This window comes from Photobacterium indicum, assembly GCF_003026215.1.
Classification (GTDB): domain Bacteria; phylum Pseudomonadota; class Gammaproteobacteria; order Enterobacterales; family Vibrionaceae; genus Photobacterium; species Photobacterium indicum.
Genome location: NZ_PYOC01000017.1, coordinates 80,651 through 97,075, shown reverse-complemented (window position 1 = coordinate 97,075; position 16,425 = coordinate 80,651). Strand labels below are relative to the sequence as shown.

Below are 16,425 nucleotides of genomic sequence, written 5' to 3'. Positions count from 1 at the left end.
TTGTCTGGCGACCATAGCGCTGTGGCTCCACCTGATCCCATGCCGAACTCAGAAGTGAAACGCAGTTGCGCCGATGGTAGTGTGGGGTCTCCCCATGTGAGAGTAGGGCATCGCCAGGCGCCCAATTGCTGAAAAGCTGAATAGACACTGCGGAGTGGTAGTTCAGTTGGTTAGAATACCGGCCTGTCACGCCGGGGGTCGCGGGTTCGAGTCCCGTCCACTCCGCCATTATTGAAGAAGCCCTAATCGAAAGATTAGGGCTTTTTTTCATCTGAAATTAATGTTGCTTCTTTTATCTTTATGTATCTGTTACCAAACCACCGACGTTATACCATTCTAGCTAATTAACTGGTCAGGCTGATCCAGTTTCTCGTCCGCACCCTTGTTACTCTTTTCATGTCACTTAAGAAAGCTGTTCCAAGTATTGCAAACCTTATCAACAATCTCATCATAATTTTCAAGAGCTTGATTTGTTAAATGGTGCTGACTCATCCAGCTCCAAACTTGTTCTATTAAATTCCGCTCTGGTGAATAGGGAGGGAGTTTTATGATACTGACATTAGGAAGGTTATAAACAATGTCTTCGGTATACCATCCATTATCACAACGGCATACCTGCCTTTTTTGATACTTGCTGAAGACGTTGCTTCATCGTATCTTTATTGCTCCAAGGAACAACGATAGCCTCTCCAATACCACGGCTAGGGCAAATAGCTCCAAAGATATACTTAAACAGCTGCTGTTTGATGACTCGCGGACGCGTTTCTGTCTTTGCTCAAATCCTATGTGGCCAGGGATCTTAAGGGTCGTTTCGATTTTGAATCTTTTAAAGCTTTCTTGGGTTTCATTAGGGTGCTTTGAGCGAGAAGTTGTTCATGAAAGCTCATTTTTTGATCAATATGTCGATGTGGTCTAGATTGTATGCTTTGCCAAATGTCTGAGTGATGTAGTTATGAATATCATGACCTGTGAGTCTGCCACCATCAGGTTTAGCTGCGTTATCTTCAATGTACTTGGCTAGTTGTTGCCTTTCTTGATGAAAGAGAAAGGAAGGGCGTCCAGTACGAGCCTTTTCCTTCAGCCCGTCGAGTTCATTTTAAAGAAAAACCTGAATCCATTTGTTTACACTGGTACTACTAACCTTTAGATATTTAGCAATCTGAGTACGTGAATGACCATCTTGGAAGTGAGCAAGTGCCAAAAAGCGCATTTTCATCTGGATAGATGTTTGTTTGCTGGCAAGGGATTTAGCGTCGATATTATTTAGGCTATCCATGGTAATAACTCAGACAAAGTAGATAGCCTCAACTAGGTCATATTTTTAACTAGGATGGTATAACACCAATTAAGATAAGCATAGTTGTGAATAGCCCTAGGAAGGCAGGAGTCGGTATATTATATATAGCCTGAAACGTTAATGAATCAGGCATTTATTAAGACGGGATTATGAATGTATTTGTAAGTCATTAATGTTTTGAATTATGGTAATGCCGGCCTGAGACATTTCTTTGTAAGCTAATTCTATTGTTTCTGTCGCTATTCCTCGACAAGCCTCTACGTTAACGATGACCTTGAATTGCTTACTTTTAACTAATTGCAGTGCAGTTGTCTTTACACAATAATCAGTAGCAAGACCACCAATCAAAACAGTATCTACTTCTTTAGCTATGAGCCATTCGATAAGCCCAGTACTGAGCTGCTCTGCTATATCGTGATAACAGGCTCCGTATGGATGTAGATCTGCTTCTATACCTTTCCATACAACGAAATCATAATCAGTGACCGCAGGAAGCTCTGGGATAGTCTCAAAGCCTCTTGTGCCAGGTACCGCATGTGATACCCAAGTTAAGTCTGCATTCGGATGTTCTAAAGGCTGTAACATTTGAGAATGATTATCGACAGTCCATATAGCCTTCGATTGATGGGCATCTTTTGTGAGCACACGGAAATTTGCTTTTCTTGCTTGTGCGTTTAACGCTGGGCCAATAATATCACCCTCATTTACTGGAAGTTCATTTGGGCAAAGAGGAGTAAATGCTTTTTGTGGGTCAACATCAATGGCTGCAATAATCATTTGATACCTACAAGATTTGATTCAGGATATGGTCGGCTTTAATACGACGAATTCGTTTAATAAGCTTTCTAACTGGAGCTGGGTAGTTATCTATTTTTTCGATGAATTTATAACTGCCAACTAATTGGGTATGTTTAAGAATGCAATCTAACTCTTTTTGTTTTTGGTCTGCTAGTAATTGATTTTTATCATGAACTAAAATGGCATTTTCTAGGTCTAATTTCCACGCCCTTGGGTTTAAATTATTCCCCGTAATTAGCATATAGCTCCGATCGACCCATATCCCTTTAAGGTGAAAGCTATTATCTTCGTGTTTCCATAGGTGTATGGCTAACTGTCTACGTGCTATTGCTGCTTCATTTTGTTTTGCAAAATTACGAAGGTTTACTTCATATAAATAAGGTAGCCCTGCGATCGTTTTGAATGGTTCACTTGGTGGAATAAAGAAATCATTAGCTGTTTTGTCACCAATAACAATTGTGACTTTAACACCTCGTTGTATTGCACGACGAACTTCTCTACTTACAGTCCGAGGGAAATTGAAGTAGGGCGTGCATATTATGAGTTCTTTTTGTGAACTAGCAATAAGAGTACAAATATGTTCGTTTAGTTTATTTTTGCGCTTACCTAAACCAAGTAAAGGTGTTAAACCAACTTGGTCTTCGTTAATTTCCTCTGCTTGATAATTATAACTAGCACGCTGTAGCTGAGAGCGAAGGTTTTTGATTGCACCTTTTAGAGATTTGGTATCAGGACGTACTTCTTGATTCAAGCAATTGACAGCATCACTATTTACTAAAGTACCCGTGATAAAGCCAGCCATACTATCCGCAAGCTTTACATTGTGAATGACATGGTATCTGTCATAGCGATAACGCTCATGTTGAGCTAAATACACATCGTTTAGGCTAGCACCACTATAAATAACTTTGTTATCAACAATGAAACCTTTAAGGTGTAAAACACCAAATACTTCACGGTTTCTAACTGGTACCCCTAAAACTTCAATTTGGTACTGATACTTCTCTGCAAATTCACGATAAAAAGCAGCATTGCCGTCAGATTGTGCGGCCCCTATTAGTCCTCGTTGTGCACGATGCCAATCAACCAGTACTTTGATATCTAGATTAGGGTTGAGCTGTTTTGCTTCATATAATGATGTCAGAATTGCTCTACCTGCTTCATCATCTTGCAAATATAAAGCAACTAGATAAATACGGTGCTTTGCCTGCATTATTTCAGTATGAAGGCGCTCTCTGAATGAACCAGCATCTAAAAGTGTTTCCAATTCTTCTGGCTTGTGAGCAATACATGGCAGCTGTTCAATACGCTGCCTATTTGTAATAGCTGAATCCATTATTGCCTCGTTTGCGCGACTTACGGTAGATAAACCTGTTAAATAAGAGCGGGATTATACCAGAAAATTTCTGATGTCAATGTATCCCATTGTTAGCTTATGTCACGAGTATCTTAAAATGTGCTGAATTAAGCTTCATAACGCATCGCGACAAGGTCTTTCCCACTGCTAATATAACGTATTAATCGGTTAGAAAGTACTTCAGGTAACTCGATTTTGTCGACCAAATGGAAGTTAGCGTTTGAATAAAGTGGGATTAATTCACGAAATGCAAAACAGTAACAAGGCTTACAATTTATTTGCGTTTTCGTTGCTGCTAACAAATCTTTAGCAAGCCCTTGTTCTCGAAAATCAGGATGAACAAGCATTCCTGTTAATAACTGAATGTTCTCAAATTGCTTAAACCTAACGACGCAAATTATACCTTTCTCATTATCTCCAACCCATATTATTTCGTCTTTTTTTGCTTTTCCTGCGGGGTAGTAGCTTTTATATAATCGGTTTACTAGTGGAAAACGAAGAGGTTCTAAATGGTGAAATCTAAGCTTAGTCATGGGAAAACACTGCGTAGTTAGTATGAATCGGGTAAAATATTGCGATGAGTATAAAAGGTATGGTTCGATATTAGCATGAGAATTTTACAAGAAACATCGTTGGCTGCTTTTCACACCTTTGGTATAGAGTCACAAGCTTATGCACTTATTGAGGCTGAGTCAGTTGACGATTTATTGTTGATTTGGCGTAATAAGCAATATCAGACATTGCCTAAATTAGTTTTAGGTAAGGGTAGTAACCTACTTTTTTGTGATGATTTTTCTGGTGTTGTTGTACTTAATCGTATTAAAGGAATAACGGTTAACGAGACTGCAGAGAGTTATTTATTACACGTAGGGGCAGGGGAAGACTGGCATGGCTTCGTTCAATGGACCATTGAACATAATATGCCAGGACTAGAAAACCTTGCCCTGATACCTGGTTGTGTTGGGTCCTCTCCGATTCAAAATATTGGTGCTTATGGCGTAGAGCTGCAAGATATTTGTCAATATGTCGATATTTTAAATATTGATTCTGGTGAAGTATCAAGGTTGAGTCGTAAAGAGTGTCAATTTGGTTATCGAGATTCAATTTTTAAGCATGAATTAAAAGAAACCCATATCATCGTTGCGGTCGGCTTTATTTTGAAAAAGGAATGGGATCCTAAAACAACCTATGGTCCCTTAGCTGAGCTTAACAAGACAACGGTTGCTGCAATTGATGTTTTTAATGCTGTTTGCAGAATTAGACAGTCGAAATTACCCGATCCACAAGTGTTGGGGAATGCTGGGAGTTTTTTTAAAAACCCAGTGATAACGCAATCAATTAAAGATGCATTGTTGTATCAATACCCTCAAATGCCAAACTATAAAGTTTCAAATCTTGAATATAAACTAGCGGCTGGCTGGTTGATTGATCAGTGTGATTTGAAAGGTATGCAGATTGGTGGTGCAAAAGTGCATGAACAGCAGGCTCTTGTGTTAGTAAATACGGGAAATGCTACCGCTAGAGATGTATTGTTACTGGCCCAACACGTTGTTAACGCAGTTAATGATAAATTTGGGGTGTTGCTCGAACATGAAGTGCGCTTTATGGGGGCGTCAAAAGAAACGACGTTGTCTGAGGTGTTAGCATGAAAGAACATGCCACGCGGTTAGCATTAATAAAGCTATTGGCTGATGGTCAATTCCATTCCGGAGAGGCTCTTGGTGAGTCTCTGGGTATTTCAAGGTCTGCCATAAGTAAGCATATCAAAGTGTTACAGCTTTGGGGGTTAGACCTATTTCGTATTCAGGGGAAGGGGTATTGTATATCTACTCCGATAGAGTTACTGGATTGCGATAAGATTTTGTCTCAGGTAAAGTGTCCGCAGTTAGAGTTAATTCACATAATTGACTCGACTAATCAGTATTTACTAGATCGCTTTGGGCTTTTACCTAAGGGTGCTGTTTGCTTGGCGGAATATCAGCAGGCAGGTAGGGGGCGTCGTGGACGACAATGGCTGTCACCGTTTGGTAGCAACCTTTATTTATCTATGTATTGGCGTCTAGATGCTGGTATGGCGGCTGCTATGGGCTTGAGTCTCGTTGTTGGTGTCGCTATTGCTGAAACATTACAATCACTCGGTGCTGATGAAGTTAGAGTGAAATGGCCTAATGATCTCTATTATAGAGATAAAAAGCTGGCAGGGATCTTAGTTGAGATGACTGGTCAGGCTGGCGATGCTGCTCACCTTGTCATAGGGATGGGTTTGAATATCAATATGCCGGATACGGAAGGGAGTGATATTGGACAGGCTTGGACAAATCTGTCGCAAGCTTGCGATAAACTGCCTGAGCGAAATCATCTAGCTGCTGAACTTATTGATAGTTTACAAAAGACATTAATAACTTATGAACAAGTCGGATTAGATGGCTTTGTTGAACGTTGGAATAGAATAGATAACTTTTTGAATCGCCCTGTTAAATTATTAATTGGCCAACGTGTAATCGAAGGGATTGCTCGTGGAATTGATAAGCAGGGTGCCTTATTACTTGAAACCGAATCAGGGATTGAACCTTATATCGGTGGTGAAATCAGCCTTAGAGGTTGTTGATGCAATTATTGATTGAAGCCGGCAATACCTACGTTAAAGTTGCCCAATTATTTGAATCTGGAAAGTTTGAACTGTTGGGTCGTTATCCTAGCCGTAAATTAGAAATGGTACTTGAACCACTGCTAGAGAAAGGAATTCATCGAATAGTGTTCGCTAGTGTTGGGCCTGTTGAGGTTGATAACTCAATTCAACGTATTGCTCAGATGGCCAATATCCCTGTAATGCAGGTGAAAACATTACGAAAAGATTTTGGCGTTAAAAATGCGTATTCTGAATATCAATATCTTGGGGTTGATCGATGGTTAACTTTAGTTGCCATTCGGCAAAAATTTAAGAAACCAACAGTGATTGTGGATATTGGAACGGCTTTAACGTTCGATGTGTTAGCTGAAGATGGCAAACATTTAGGTGGTTGGATTGCGCCTGGTTACCAACTTATGATGCAGTCAGTACTAGAAAATACCTGTAAAGTTTTTTCTGACCGTGAGCACGGAGAGTGTATTACATTTTCTGATAATACCGCTGATGGTTTAAAAAATGGCTGTCGCGCTGCATTAATTGGTTTAATCGAATACGGTTTTAAGCAGGCAAAAGATAAATTGGGCGAAGAGCCTCAAGTGATTTTGTGTGGTGGAGGTATGCGCCATCTCCCAGTTCAATGGTCGAGACATTATCAACATTGCTCAGAGCTGGTGCTCGAAGGTTTAGCCTTATACGCCAAATGTCGTTAAGTCTGTAACATAAAACCGTTAGAAAAATTTAAAAAATGGTCTTAAAGGTATTGCAAGCCTATAGATCATTCACTAAAATGCGCAGCACTAAAGCCGACTTAGCTCAGTAGGTAGAGCAACTGACTTGTAATCAGTAGGTCACCAGTTCGACTCCGGTAGTCGGCACCAGTATTTTTTGTAATACCCCTGGAGGGGTTCCCGAGTGGCCAAAGGGATCAGATTGTAAATCTGACGGCTCTGCCTTCGAAGGTTCGAATCCTTCCCCCTCCACCATTTTCAAGCAGTTTGACCGCTCTTCGAGTGATGAGTTTTGCGTGCATCGTATAATGGCTATTACCTCAGCCTTCCAAGCTGATGATGCGGGTTCGATTCCCGCTGCACGCTCCATACTTCTTGTGCGCTGATATAGCTCAGTTGGTAGAGCGCACCCTTGGTAAGGGTGAGGTCGGCGGTTCAACTCCGCCTATTAGCACCACTCTCTCCAAGTCGCTCTCAAATCATTTGATATATACTCTACAAACCTATGTTTGGTTGTGTGGTCGTAATGCCACCTAATGCCGTGTCTAGAGGGACTATCCATGTCTAAAGAAAAATTTGAACGTCTAAAACCGCATGTTAACGTTGGTACAATCGGCCACGTCGATCACGGTAAAACAACTCTAACTGCTGCTATCTGTACTACACTTGCAAAAGTGTACGGTGGTGATGCAAAAGACTTCGCTTCTATCGATAACGCTCCAGAAGAGCGCGAGCGCGGTATCACAATCTCTACTTCTCACGTAGAATACGATACTCCTACTCGTCACTACGCACACGTTGACTGTCCTGGACACGCCGATTATGTTAAAAACATGATCACTGGTGCTGCTCAAATGGATGGGGGTATCCTAGTTGTTGCTGCAACTGATGGTCCTATGCCACAAACACGTGAGCACATCCTTCTTGGTCGTCAGGTTGGTATTCCTTACATCATCGTATTCATGAACAAATGTGACATGGTTGATGATGAAGAGCTACTAGAACTAGTAGAAATGGAAGTTCGTGAACTTCTTTCTGAATACGATTTCCCAGGCGATGATTGCCCAGTAATCATGGGTTCTGCACTTGGCGCACTTAACGGTGAAGCTCAGTGGGAAGAGAAAATCGTTGAACTAGCTGAAGCTCTAGATAACTACATCCCAGAGCCAGAGCGTGCAATCGATCTTCCATTCATCCTTCCAATCGAAGATGTTTTCTCAATTCAAGGCCGTGGTACTGTTGTAACTGGTCGAGTTGAGCAAGGTATCGTACGTGTTGGTGAAGAAGTTGCTATCATCGGTATCAAAGAGACTATCACTACTACATGTACTGGTGTTGAAATGTTCCGTAAGCTTCTTGACGAAGGCCGCGCTGGTGAGAACGTTGGTGTTCTTCTACGTGGTACTAAGCGTGATGAAGTTGAACGTGGTCAAGTTCTTGCTAAGCCTGGTTCAATTACTCCACACACTACTTTTGAGTCAGAAATCTATGTTCTGTCTAAAGATGAAGGTGGTCGCCATACTCCTTTCTTCAAAGGTTACCGTCCACAGTTCTACTTCCGTACAACTGACGTAACGGGTACTATCGAATTGCCAGAAGGCGTTGAGATGGTAATGCCTGGCGATAACGTTCAGATGAAAGTAACACTAATCGCGCCTATCGCGATGGATGAAGGTCTACGCTTTGCGATCCGTGAAGGTGGTCGTACAGTTGGTGCAGGTGTTGTTGCTAAGATCTTTGAATAAGATTTGACGACACGGTACCAAAAAGGGCATCATTTGATGCCCTTTTTCTGCGCTTAAATTTTGATGAGCATATTTTTTGGTCATAATGCGTAGAATAAATGTTCGTAGTAATGAAGTTTTTATCAATGTCATTAAAGGCTTAGCCCTTTCCTTCATTTAGGACCTCGCAATAGCGGGGTTGTTTTCGTCTATATTGAGACTAGTTACAGGTTGGTTGTATGAAAGCGAATGCCGAAAACCAAAACAGCCCTAGCAGTATGGATGGCCTAAAATGGGTCACTGTATTTGCTTTGTTAGCTGCCGCTGTGGTTGGTAATTACCTGTACAGTGATGTTTCTGTAGTATTGCGTGCTGCATCAGTAGTGATTCTTGTCGCTGCTGCTGGTGGTATCGCCATATTTACAGCGAAAGGTAAAACCGCGATTACGTTTGCTCGTGAATCGCGCATGGAAGTCCGCAAAGTGGTATGGCCAACTCGGCAGGAAGCTACGCAGACAACCTTTATTGTTTTAGCCGTCACTGTTGTTATGGCTTTAGCCCTGTGGGGCATCGACGGCATTATGGTCCGTTTAGTCCGCCTAGTTACCGGTGTATGAGGTAAGAGTTCATGAGCGAAGCTCCAAAAAAACGATGGTATGTAGTGCAAGCTTTCTCTGGTTTTGAAGGTCGAGTAGCACAATCACTACGCGAGCACATCAAAATGCATAGTATGGAAGACTATTTTGACGAGGTACTAGTACCAACCGAGGAAGTGGTTGAAATGCGTGCTGGCCAGCGTAGGAAGAGTGAGCGTAAGTTCTTCCCTGGCTATGTGCTTGTACAAATGGTGATGAATGATGAAACATGGCACCTAGTACGTAGTATTCCTCGTGTAATGGGGTTCATTGGCGGTACATCTGACCGTCCTGCTCCTATCTCTGATAAAGAGGCGGATGCGATTCTTAATCGTCTTCAGCAGGCGAGTGAGTCTCCAGTCCATAAAACAGTCTTCGAACCAGGTGAAGTGGTTCGTGTTACTGATGGCCCATTTGCAGACTTCAACGGTGTTGTTGAGCATGTCGATTATGATAAGAGCCGTGTTAAGGTTTCTGTTTCTATTTTCGGTCGTGCAACGCCTGTTGAATTGGAATTTGGTCAAGTAGAAAAGAACTGATCGTTTTATAATCAGTTTTGATTGTCATGGGCATGAGATTAGACTATAATTTCGCGCCCTTTCGTTAGACGGGGAGTCTATTTCTTGAAAATAGACGTTTGAACCCAAATTTAGGTATATAGCAATGGCTAAAAAAGTAGAAGCATACATCAAGCTGCAAGTTGCAGCTGGTGCAGCAAACCCAAGTCCACCAGTTGGTCCTGCTCTAGGTCAACACGGTGTTAACATCATGGAATTCTGTAAAGCGTTTAACGCACGTACAGATTCTGTTGAGAAGGGTCTTCCGACTCCTGTAGTTATCACAGTTTACAGTGACCGTTCTTTCACGTTCATCACTAAGACTCCACCTGCTGCAGTTCTTCTTAAGAAAGCTGCTGGCGTTAAGTCTGGTTCTGGCCGTCCTAACACTGAGAAAGTTGGTACTATTACTGACGCTCAGGTTCAGGAAATTGCTGAAACTAAAGCAGCTGATATGACTGGTGCTGACATCGAAGCTATGAAGCGTTCGATTGCTGGTACTGCTCGTTCAATGGGCCTAGTGGTAGAGGGTTAAGAAAATGGCTAAAATTACTAAGCGCATGCGCGTAATTCGTGACAAAGTTGATGCGACTAAATCTTACGACATCAACGAAGCTGTTGCTCTTCTTAAAGAACTAGCTACTGCTAAATTCGTAGAAAGCGTTGACGTTGCTGTTAACCTTGGCATTGATGCACGTAAATCAGATCAAAACGTTCGTGGCGCTACAGTGCTACCACACGGTACTGGTCGTGAAATCCGTGTTGCTGTGTTCACTCAAGGTGCTAACGCAGAGGCTGCTAAAGAAGCTGGCGCTGACCTAATCGGTATGGACGACCTTGCTGATCAAGTTAAGAAAGGTATCATGGACTTTGACGTTGTTATCGCATCTCCTGATGCAATGCGCGTTGTTGGTCAACTAGGTACTATCCTTGGTCCTCGCGGTCTTATGCCAAACCCTAAGGTTGGTACTGTAACTCCTAACGTTGCTCAAGCAGTTAAAAATGCTAAAGCTGGTCAGGTTCGTTACCGTAACGACAAAAACGGCATCATCCACACTACTATCGGTAAAGTGGACTTTGATGCTGCTCAACTAAAAGAGAACTTAGAATCTCTTCTAGTTGCTCTGAAGAAAGCTAAACCTTCTTCAGCTAAAGGTGTTTTCATCAAGAAAGTAAGCATCTCTACCACTATGGGTGCAGGTGTTTCGTTAGACCAGAATACTCTGGAAACTAGCGTTTAAAACTGATTTGCAGAACTGCCAGGTTAGTGTATAATTTGGCGTTCACAAATTCATGGCTGAGGTTGATTACTCGTTAATTAGCCTTCGTCAAAGACCGTAGGTGTTTTTCGAAACTTAATCTTTACCTACGTAGACGGTGCCAGAACATGATTGATTTTATCTATCTTGGATCTGCGCCGTAAGTCTCTCCTGTCATACTGACAGTGAGTGGTGTAATGACTGGGGCAACCCAGCAAAAAAAATCCAGGAGCTATATCCAATGGCATTAAATCTTCAAGACAAAAAAGCAATTGTTGCTGAAGTCAACGAAGCTGCCAATGGTGCCCTGTCTGCAGTTGTTGCTGACTCTCGTGGTGTTGCAGTTGGTGCGATGACTTCTCTTCGTAAACAAGCTCGTGAAAACGGCGTTTACCTGAAAGTTGTTCGTAACACACTAGCACGCCGCGCAGTTGAAGGTACTGATTTTGAATGTCTAAAAGACGTTTTTGTTGGTCCTTCACTAATCGGTTTCTCTAATGAGCACCCAGGTGCTGCAGCGCGTCTTTTTAAAGATTTCGCTAAAGAGAATAAAGATTTCGAGTTCAAAGCAGCCGCATTCGAAGGCGCTGTTGTTGACGCAGAAGTTCTTGCGACACTACCAACTTACGACGAAGCTATTGCACGCCTAATGATGTGCATGAAAGAAGCTTCAGCTGGCAAGCTGGTACGTACTATCGCAGCTGTACGCGATCAGAAAGAAGAAGCAGCGGCTTAATTGTCCTTGTTTTATCTGAACGCTATATTAAATTAATTGTTGATTTCAAAGAGAATTGTTATGTCTATCACAAACGAGCAAATCCTAGACGCAGTTGCAGAAATGTCTGTAATGCAAGTTGTTGAGCTTATCGAAGCTATGGAAGAAAAATTCGGTGTTACTGCTGCTGCTGCAGTAGTTGCTGGCGGTGCTTCTGCTGAAGCTGCTGAAGAGCAAACTGAGTTTGACGTTATCCTAACAGCTGTTGGCGCACAGAAAGTACAAGTTATCAAAGCTGTACGTGGCGCAACTGGTCTTGGCCTTAAAGAAGCTAAAGCAGTAGTTGACGGCGCTCCAGCACCTCTTAAAGAAGGTGTTGACAAAGCTGAAGCTGAAGCTCTTAAAGCTCAGCTAGAAGAAGTTGGCGCTTCTGTTGAAATTAAGTAATTATTACTTAATTTCTTAGCCTGAAAAGGCTAATGGCTGGAGGCTGAATTGCCTCCGGCCTTTTTGCGCTGTAGGATAATGGTAATTTTCACATTGTTTTGTAACCATTATTCGTGCAAAAAACAGTTTTTGATTCTTCAAAACTGTTCCTACAATAAACAGTGTTATTAGTCACTGTCCCTTAGTTGGACAGTTTGGATCACTTATCAGCGATCTGAGGAACCTATGGTTTACTCTTATACCGAGAAAAAGCGTATCCGTAAGGATTTTGGTAAGCGTCCGCGCGTTTTGGATGCTCCATACTTGCTGTCGATCCAGCTTGATTCTTTTCAAAAGTTCATCGAGCAGGATCCAGAAGGGCATTACGGTCTAGAAGCTGCCTTTCGTTCTGTTTTTCCAATTCAGAGCTATAATGGCAATTCCGAGCTGCAATACGTTAGCTATCGTCTCGGTGAGCCGGTCTTCGATGTTAAAGAATGTCAAATTCGTGGCGTAACTTACTCCGCACCGTTACGTGTGAAGCTACGTCTTGTCATGTATGACAAAGACGCACCAGCAGGCACCGTAAAAGACATTAAAGAACAAGAAGTATACATGGGCGAAATTCCGCTCATGACAAATAACGGTACTTTCGTTATTAACGGTACCGAGAGAGTTATCGTATCCCAGCTGCACCGTAGCCCGGGTGTCTTCTTCGACAGCGATAAGGGTAAGACCCACTCCTCAGGTAAAGTGCTTTATAATGCACGCGTAATCCCATACCGTGGTTCATGGTTGGATTTCGAATTTGATCCTAAGGATAACGTATTCGTACGTATCGACCGTCGTCGTAAGCTAGCAGCTTCTGTAATTTTACGTGCACTTGATTACACCACAGAACAAATCCTTGATATGTTCTTCGATAAAGTTTCTTTCGAAGTTCAAGGTAAGTCATTAGTCATGGAACTAGTGCCTGAACGTCTTCGTGGTGAAACTGCAAGCTTTGATATTGAAGCTAACGGTAAAGTGTACGTTGAACAAGGTCGTCGTATCACTGCTCGTCATATTCGCCAATTAGGCAAAGACGGCGTTGATCACATCGAAGTACCTGTTGAATACATCGTGGGTAAGATCTCTTCACGTGATTACGTGAATGAAGAAACCGGCGAGCTAATTGCAGCTGCTAACCAGGAATTAAGCCTGGAAACATTAGCATTGCTTTCTCAGGCTGGTCACAAATCTATTGAAGTTCTATTTACGAACGATCTAGATTACGGACCATATATGTCTGAGACGCTACGTGTTGATAGCACAACAGACCGTCTAAGTGCGTTAGTAGAAATCTACCGTATGATGCGCCCTGGTGAGCCACCTACACGTGAAGCAGCTGAGCAATTGTTTAATAGCCTATTCTTCTCTGAAGATCGCTATGACTTATCAGCTGTTGGCCGTATGAAGTTTAACAGCTCTCTTCTTCGTGAAGAAACAACTGGCTCTGGCATTCTTGATCACAGCGATATTATCGAAGTGATGAAGAAGCTTATCGAGATCCGTAACGGCCGTGGTGAAGTTGATGATATCGACCACCTTGGTAACCGTCGTATCCGTTCAGTTGGTGAAATGGCTGAGAACCAGTTCCGTGTTGGTCTAGTTCGTGTTGAGCGTGCAGTTAAAGAGCGTCTAAGTTTAGGCGATCTTGATGCAATCATGCCTCAAGACCTGATCAATGCTAAGCCAATTTCTGCTGCAGTTAAGGAGTTCTTCGGTTCTTCTCAATTGTCTCAGTTTATGGACCAGAACAACCCACTATCAGAAGTTACTCACAAACGTCGTATTTCGGCGCTTGGTCCAGGTGGTCTGACTCGTGAACGTGCTGGCTTTGAAGTTCGAGATGTACACGCGACTCACTACGGTCGTCTATGTCCTATCGAAACGCCAGAAGGTCCAAACATCGGTCTAATCAACTCGCTATCTGTATTTGCGCGTTGTAACTCTTACGGTTTCTTGGAAACTCCATACCGTAAAGTAGTTGATGGTAAAGTTACCGACCAAATCGATTACCTGTCTGCTATCGAAGAAGGCCAGTATGTTATCGCTCAGGCGAATGCTGCGCTAGAAACTGATGGTAGCTTTAGCGATGAACTAATCACTGCTCGCCAGAAAGGCGATTCAGGTTTGCACCCACGCGACCACGTTCAATACATGGACGTTGCAACCAACCAGGTTGTATCTGTGGCGGCATCCCTAATCCCGTTCCTAGAGCACGATGATGCTAACCGTGCGCTTATGGGTGCAAACATGCAACGTCAGGCTGTTCCAACATTACGTGCTGATAAGCCGTTAGTTGGTACAGGTATTGAACGTTCTGTAGCGGTTGACTCCGGCGTAACAGCTGTAGCTAAGCGTGGCGGTCAAGTTCAGTCTGTAGATGCTTCTCGTATCGTTGTTAAAGTTAACGAAGACGAGCTAGTACCAGGCGAAGCTGGTATCGATATTTATAACCTAACGAAGTACACCCGTTCTAACCAGAATACTTGTATTAACCAGCGTCCGACAGTGATGCCAGGTGAGCCAGTATCTCGTGGTGACGTGCTTGCAGATGGTCCTTCGACCGATCTGGGTGAACTTGCTCTTGGCCAGAACATTCGTATCGCGTTCATGCCTTGGAATGGTTATAACTTTGAGGATTCCATCTTAGTTTCTGAGCGTGTTGTACAGCAAGATCGCTTGACAACAATCCACATTCAAGAGCTTTCTTGTGTGGCGCGTGACACGAAACTAGGTTCTGAAGAAATCACTGCTGATATCCCGAATGTGGGTGAAGCTGCGCTTTCTAAGCTGGATGAATCAGGTATCGTTTACATCGGCGCTGAAGTTAAAGGTGGCGACATTCTGGTAGGTAAAGTGACACCTAAGGGTGAAACTCAGCTTACTCCAGAAGAAAAACTGCTACGTGCAATCTTCGGTGAAAAAGCATCTGACGTTAAAGATTCGTCTTTACGTGTACCAAACAGCGTGTCTGGTACGATCATCGATGTTCAAGTATTTACTCGCGATGGCGTAGAAAAAGATAAGCGTGCTCTTGAAATTGAAGAGATGCAGCTTAAAGAAGCGAAGAAAGATATCACAGAAGAATTCCAGATCCTTGAGGGTGGTCTTCTTGCTCGTGTTCGTACGCTTCTACTTTCTATCGGCTACAGTGAAGAGAAAATTGCTTCAATGGACCGCGAGCGTCTATTCGCACTTACGCTTGATGATGAGTCACTACAGAATCAACTAGAACAACTAGCTGAACAGTATGACGAGTTAAAAGCTGAGTTCGATAAGAAGTTTGAAACTAAGCGTCGTAAAATTACTCAGGGTGATGATTTAGCGCCTGGTGTCCTTAAGATTGTTAAGGTTTACCTAGCTGTTAAACGTCGTATTCAACCTGGTGATAAGATGGCGGGTCGTCATGGTAACAAGGGTGTAATCTCTAAGATTTGTCCTGTTGAAGACATGCCATACGATGAAAAAGGTCAGACTGTTGAAATCGTACTGAACCCATTGGGTGTACCATCTCGTATGAACATCGGCCAGATTCTGGAGACTCACATGGGTCTTGCAGCGAAAGGTATCGGTGACAAGCTTAACGAGATGTTGAAGCAACAGCAGGAGTTACATAAGTTCCGTAACTTCCTACAGAAAGTTTACGATCTAGGTGATACTCGCCAGACTGTAGATATTGCTGCTTTATCTGATGCTCAAGTACATACGTTGATCCAGAACTTACGTGATGGTCTACCTATTGCAACTCCAGTATTTGATGGTGCTCCAGAAGCATCTATTAAAGAGCTGTTGAAGCTTGGTGACTTGCCAGAGTCTGGTCAGCTGAAGATGTTTGACGGTCGTACCGGTGATATGTTTGAGCGTCCTGTAACCGTTGGTTACATGTACATGCTGAAACTGAACCACTTGGTTGATGACAAGATGCACGCCCGTTCTACCGGTTCTTACAGCCTTGTTACTCAGCAGCCGCTGGGTGGTAAAGCTCAGTTCGGTGGTCAGCGTTTCGGTGAGATGGAAGTGTGGGCACTTGAAGCATACGGTGCTGCATATACTCTTCAAGAAATGCTAACTGTTAAGTCGGATGACGTTAACGGCCGTACGAAGATGTACAAAAACATCGTCGACGGAGATCATCGTATGGAACCTGGTATGCCGGAATCGTTCAACGTATTGTTGAAAGAAATCCGCTCGTTGGGTATCAACATCGAGCTGGAAGACGAATAAGACTTGGCAATGCCAGTTTTATTAGTTA

16 protein-coding genes, 5 tRNA genes and 1 rRNA gene are annotated in these 16,425 nt (G+C 42.8%); 17 read left to right on the top strand and 5 right to left on the bottom strand.

All coding sequences use genetic code 11. The features are described from left to right. The first annotated feature begins 3 nt into the window (after window positions 1–3). Window positions 4–119 (top strand): 5S ribosomal RNA (gene rrf, locus C9J47_RS25295). A 32-nt stretch (window positions 120–151) separates the two neighbouring features. Beyond that, window positions 152–228 (top strand) — tRNA-Asp (locus C9J47_RS25290). A gap of 171 nt (window positions 229–399) precedes the next feature. Here the strand turns inward: C9J47_RS25290 and C9J47_RS27630 are convergent. The 5 genes from C9J47_RS27630 to C9J47_RS25265 all read right to left on the bottom strand — a co-directional run bounded on the left by C9J47_RS27630 (window position 400) and on the right by C9J47_RS25265 (window position 3,985). Next, complete coding sequence (locus tag C9J47_RS27630; RefSeq protein ID WP_107256612.1) at window positions 400–579, bottom strand: transposase; 180 nt, start codon at window positions 577–579, stop codon at window positions 400–402. Window positions 580–1,096: 517 nt separating this feature from the next. After that, complete coding sequence (locus C9J47_RS25280; protein ID WP_107256610.1) at window positions 1,097–1,276, bottom strand: helix-turn-helix domain-containing protein; 180 nt, start codon at window positions 1,274–1,276, stop codon at window positions 1,097–1,099. A gap of 168 nt (window positions 1,277–1,444) precedes the next feature. After that, a complete protein-coding gene (locus C9J47_RS25275; protein ID WP_107256608.1) occupies window positions 1,445–2,074 on the bottom strand; it encodes an isochorismatase family protein in 630 nt (209 codons plus the stop codon). A 7-nt stretch (window positions 2,075–2,081) separates the two neighbouring features. Next, window positions 2,082–3,431, bottom strand: coding sequence for a CDP-diacylglycerol--serine O-phosphatidyltransferase (pssA, locus tag C9J47_RS25270; RefSeq protein WP_107256606.1), 1,350 nt, complete (start codon window positions 3,429–3,431; stop codon window positions 2,082–2,084). Window positions 3,432–3,559: 128 nt separating this feature from the next. Then, entirely contained in the window at window positions 3,560–3,985 is a 426-nt protein-coding gene (locus C9J47_RS25265) for a GNAT family N-acetyltransferase (protein ID WP_107256604.1), read from the bottom strand. A 75-nt stretch (window positions 3,986–4,060) separates the two neighbouring features. On the opposite strand from C9J47_RS25265, the gene murB reads away from it, so the two are divergent. From murB to rpoB, 15 genes are all read left to right on the top strand, one after another. After that, window positions 4,061–5,101, top strand: a complete 1,041-nt coding sequence (murB, locus tag C9J47_RS25260) for a UDP-N-acetylmuramate dehydrogenase (protein WP_107256602.1) — start codon at window positions 4,061–4,063, stop codon at window positions 5,099–5,101. Beyond that, window positions 5,098–6,060: a bifunctional biotin--[acetyl-CoA-carboxylase] ligase/biotin operon repressor BirA gene (gene birA, locus C9J47_RS25255; RefSeq protein ID WP_107256600.1), complete on the top strand. Its 963-nt coding sequence runs from the start codon at window positions 5,098–5,100 to the stop codon at window positions 6,058–6,060. Before murB ends, birA begins: the two co-directional genes overlap by 4 nt. Next, window positions 6,060–6,791: a type III pantothenate kinase gene (locus C9J47_RS25250; protein ID WP_107256598.1), complete on the top strand. Its 732-nt coding sequence runs from the start codon at window positions 6,060–6,062 to the stop codon at window positions 6,789–6,791. The genes birA and C9J47_RS25250 overlap by 1 nt, the downstream gene beginning before the upstream one ends. A 92-nt stretch (window positions 6,792–6,883) precedes the next feature. Then, window positions 6,884–6,959, top strand: a tRNA-Thr gene (locus C9J47_RS25245). Between the two features lie 20 nt (window positions 6,960–6,979). Next, window positions 6,980–7,064 (top strand) — tRNA-Tyr (locus tag C9J47_RS25240). 39 nt (window positions 7,065–7,103) lie between these two features. Next, window positions 7,104–7,178 (top strand) — tRNA-Gly (locus tag C9J47_RS25235). A gap of 12 nt (window positions 7,179–7,190) precedes the next feature. Continuing rightward, window positions 7,191–7,266: transfer RNA gene (locus tag C9J47_RS25230), tRNA-Thr, on the top strand. Between the two features lie 103 nt (window positions 7,267–7,369). After that, window positions 7,370–8,554, top strand: coding sequence for an elongation factor Tu (gene tuf, locus C9J47_RS25225; protein ID WP_107256596.1), 1,185 nt, complete (start codon window positions 7,370–7,372; stop codon window positions 8,552–8,554). Window positions 8,555–8,772: 218 nt separating this feature from the next. Next, window positions 8,773–9,150, top strand: a complete 378-nt coding sequence (secE, locus tag C9J47_RS25220) for a preprotein translocase subunit SecE (RefSeq protein WP_107256594.1) — start codon at window positions 8,773–8,775, stop codon at window positions 9,148–9,150. 11 nt (window positions 9,151–9,161) lie between these two features. Continuing rightward, window positions 9,162–9,707 carry a transcription termination/antitermination protein NusG gene (gene nusG, locus C9J47_RS25215; protein WP_107256592.1) on the top strand — a complete coding sequence of 182 codons (546 nt, stop codon included), beginning with the start codon at window positions 9,162–9,164 and terminating at the stop codon, window positions 9,705–9,707. 124 nt (window positions 9,708–9,831) lie between these two features. Further along, entirely contained in the window at window positions 9,832–10,260 is a 429-nt protein-coding gene (gene rplK / locus C9J47_RS25210; RefSeq protein ID WP_107244645.1) for a 50S ribosomal protein L11, read from the top strand. A gap of 4 nt (window positions 10,261–10,264) precedes the next feature. Beyond that, window positions 10,265–10,966 carry a 50S ribosomal protein L1 gene (gene rplA, locus C9J47_RS25205; protein ID WP_107256590.1) on the top strand — a complete coding sequence of 234 codons (702 nt, stop codon included), beginning with the start codon at window positions 10,265–10,267 and terminating at the stop codon, window positions 10,964–10,966. 259 nt (window positions 10,967–11,225) lie between these two features. Then, a complete protein-coding gene (gene rplJ / locus C9J47_RS25200) occupies window positions 11,226–11,720 on the top strand; it encodes a 50S ribosomal protein L10 (protein WP_006233765.1) in 495 nt (164 codons plus the stop codon). 60 nt (window positions 11,721–11,780) lie between these two features. Then, window positions 11,781–12,146, top strand: a complete 366-nt coding sequence (gene rplL / locus C9J47_RS25195; protein ID WP_006233764.1) for a 50S ribosomal protein L7/L12 — start codon at window positions 11,781–11,783, stop codon at window positions 12,144–12,146. A gap of 225 nt (window positions 12,147–12,371) precedes the next feature. Beyond that, window positions 12,372–16,397, top strand: coding sequence for a DNA-directed RNA polymerase subunit beta (gene rpoB, locus C9J47_RS25190; protein ID WP_107256588.1), 4,026 nt, complete (start codon window positions 12,372–12,374; stop codon window positions 16,395–16,397). Window positions 16,398–16,425: the final 28 nt, after the last annotated feature.

Bases quoted from the DNA above. Each gene is read 5' to 3' on its own strand.
- C9J47_RS25250 (WP_107256598.1), top strand. From the start codon at position 6,060: ATGCAATTATTGATTGAAGCCGGCAATACCTACGTTAAAGTTGCCCAA.
- C9J47_RS25280 (WP_107256610.1), bottom strand. From the start codon at position 1,276: ATGGATAGCCTAAATAATATCGACGCTAAATCCCTTGCCAGCAAACAA.
- rplL (WP_006233764.1), top strand. From the start codon at position 11,781: ATGTCTATCACAAACGAGCAAATCCTAGACGCAGTTGCAGAAATGTCT.
- birA (WP_107256600.1), top strand. From the start codon at position 5,098: ATGAAAGAACATGCCACGCGGTTAGCATTAATAAAGCTATTGGCTGAT.
- rplA (WP_107256590.1), top strand. From the start codon at position 10,265: ATGGCTAAAATTACTAAGCGCATGCGCGTAATTCGTGACAAAGTTGAT.
- rpoB (WP_107256588.1), top strand. From the start codon at position 12,372: ATGGTTTACTCTTATACCGAGAAAAAGCGTATCCGTAAGGATTTTGGT.
- pssA (WP_107256606.1), bottom strand. From the start codon at position 3,431: ATGGATTCAGCTATTACAAATAGGCAGCGTATTGAACAGCTGCCATGT.
- C9J47_RS25275 (WP_107256608.1), bottom strand. From the start codon at position 2,074: ATGATTATTGCAGCCATTGATGTTGACCCACAAAAAGCATTTACTCCT.
- secE (WP_107256594.1), top strand. From the start codon at position 8,773: ATGAAAGCGAATGCCGAAAACCAAAACAGCCCTAGCAGTATGGATGGC.
- murB (WP_107256602.1), top strand. From the start codon at position 4,061: ATGAGAATTTTACAAGAAACATCGTTGGCTGCTTTTCACACCTTTGGT.
- tuf (WP_107256596.1), top strand. From the start codon at position 7,370: ATGTCTAAAGAAAAATTTGAACGTCTAAAACCGCATGTTAACGTTGGT.
- rplJ (WP_006233765.1), top strand. From the start codon at position 11,226: ATGGCATTAAATCTTCAAGACAAAAAAGCAATTGTTGCTGAAGTCAAC.
- nusG (WP_107256592.1), top strand. From the start codon at position 9,162: ATGAGCGAAGCTCCAAAAAAACGATGGTATGTAGTGCAAGCTTTCTCT.
- rplK (WP_107244645.1), top strand. From the start codon at position 9,832: ATGGCTAAAAAAGTAGAAGCATACATCAAGCTGCAAGTTGCAGCTGGT.
- C9J47_RS25265 (WP_107256604.1), bottom strand. From the start codon at position 3,985: ATGACTAAGCTTAGATTTCACCATTTAGAACCTCTTCGTTTTCCACTA.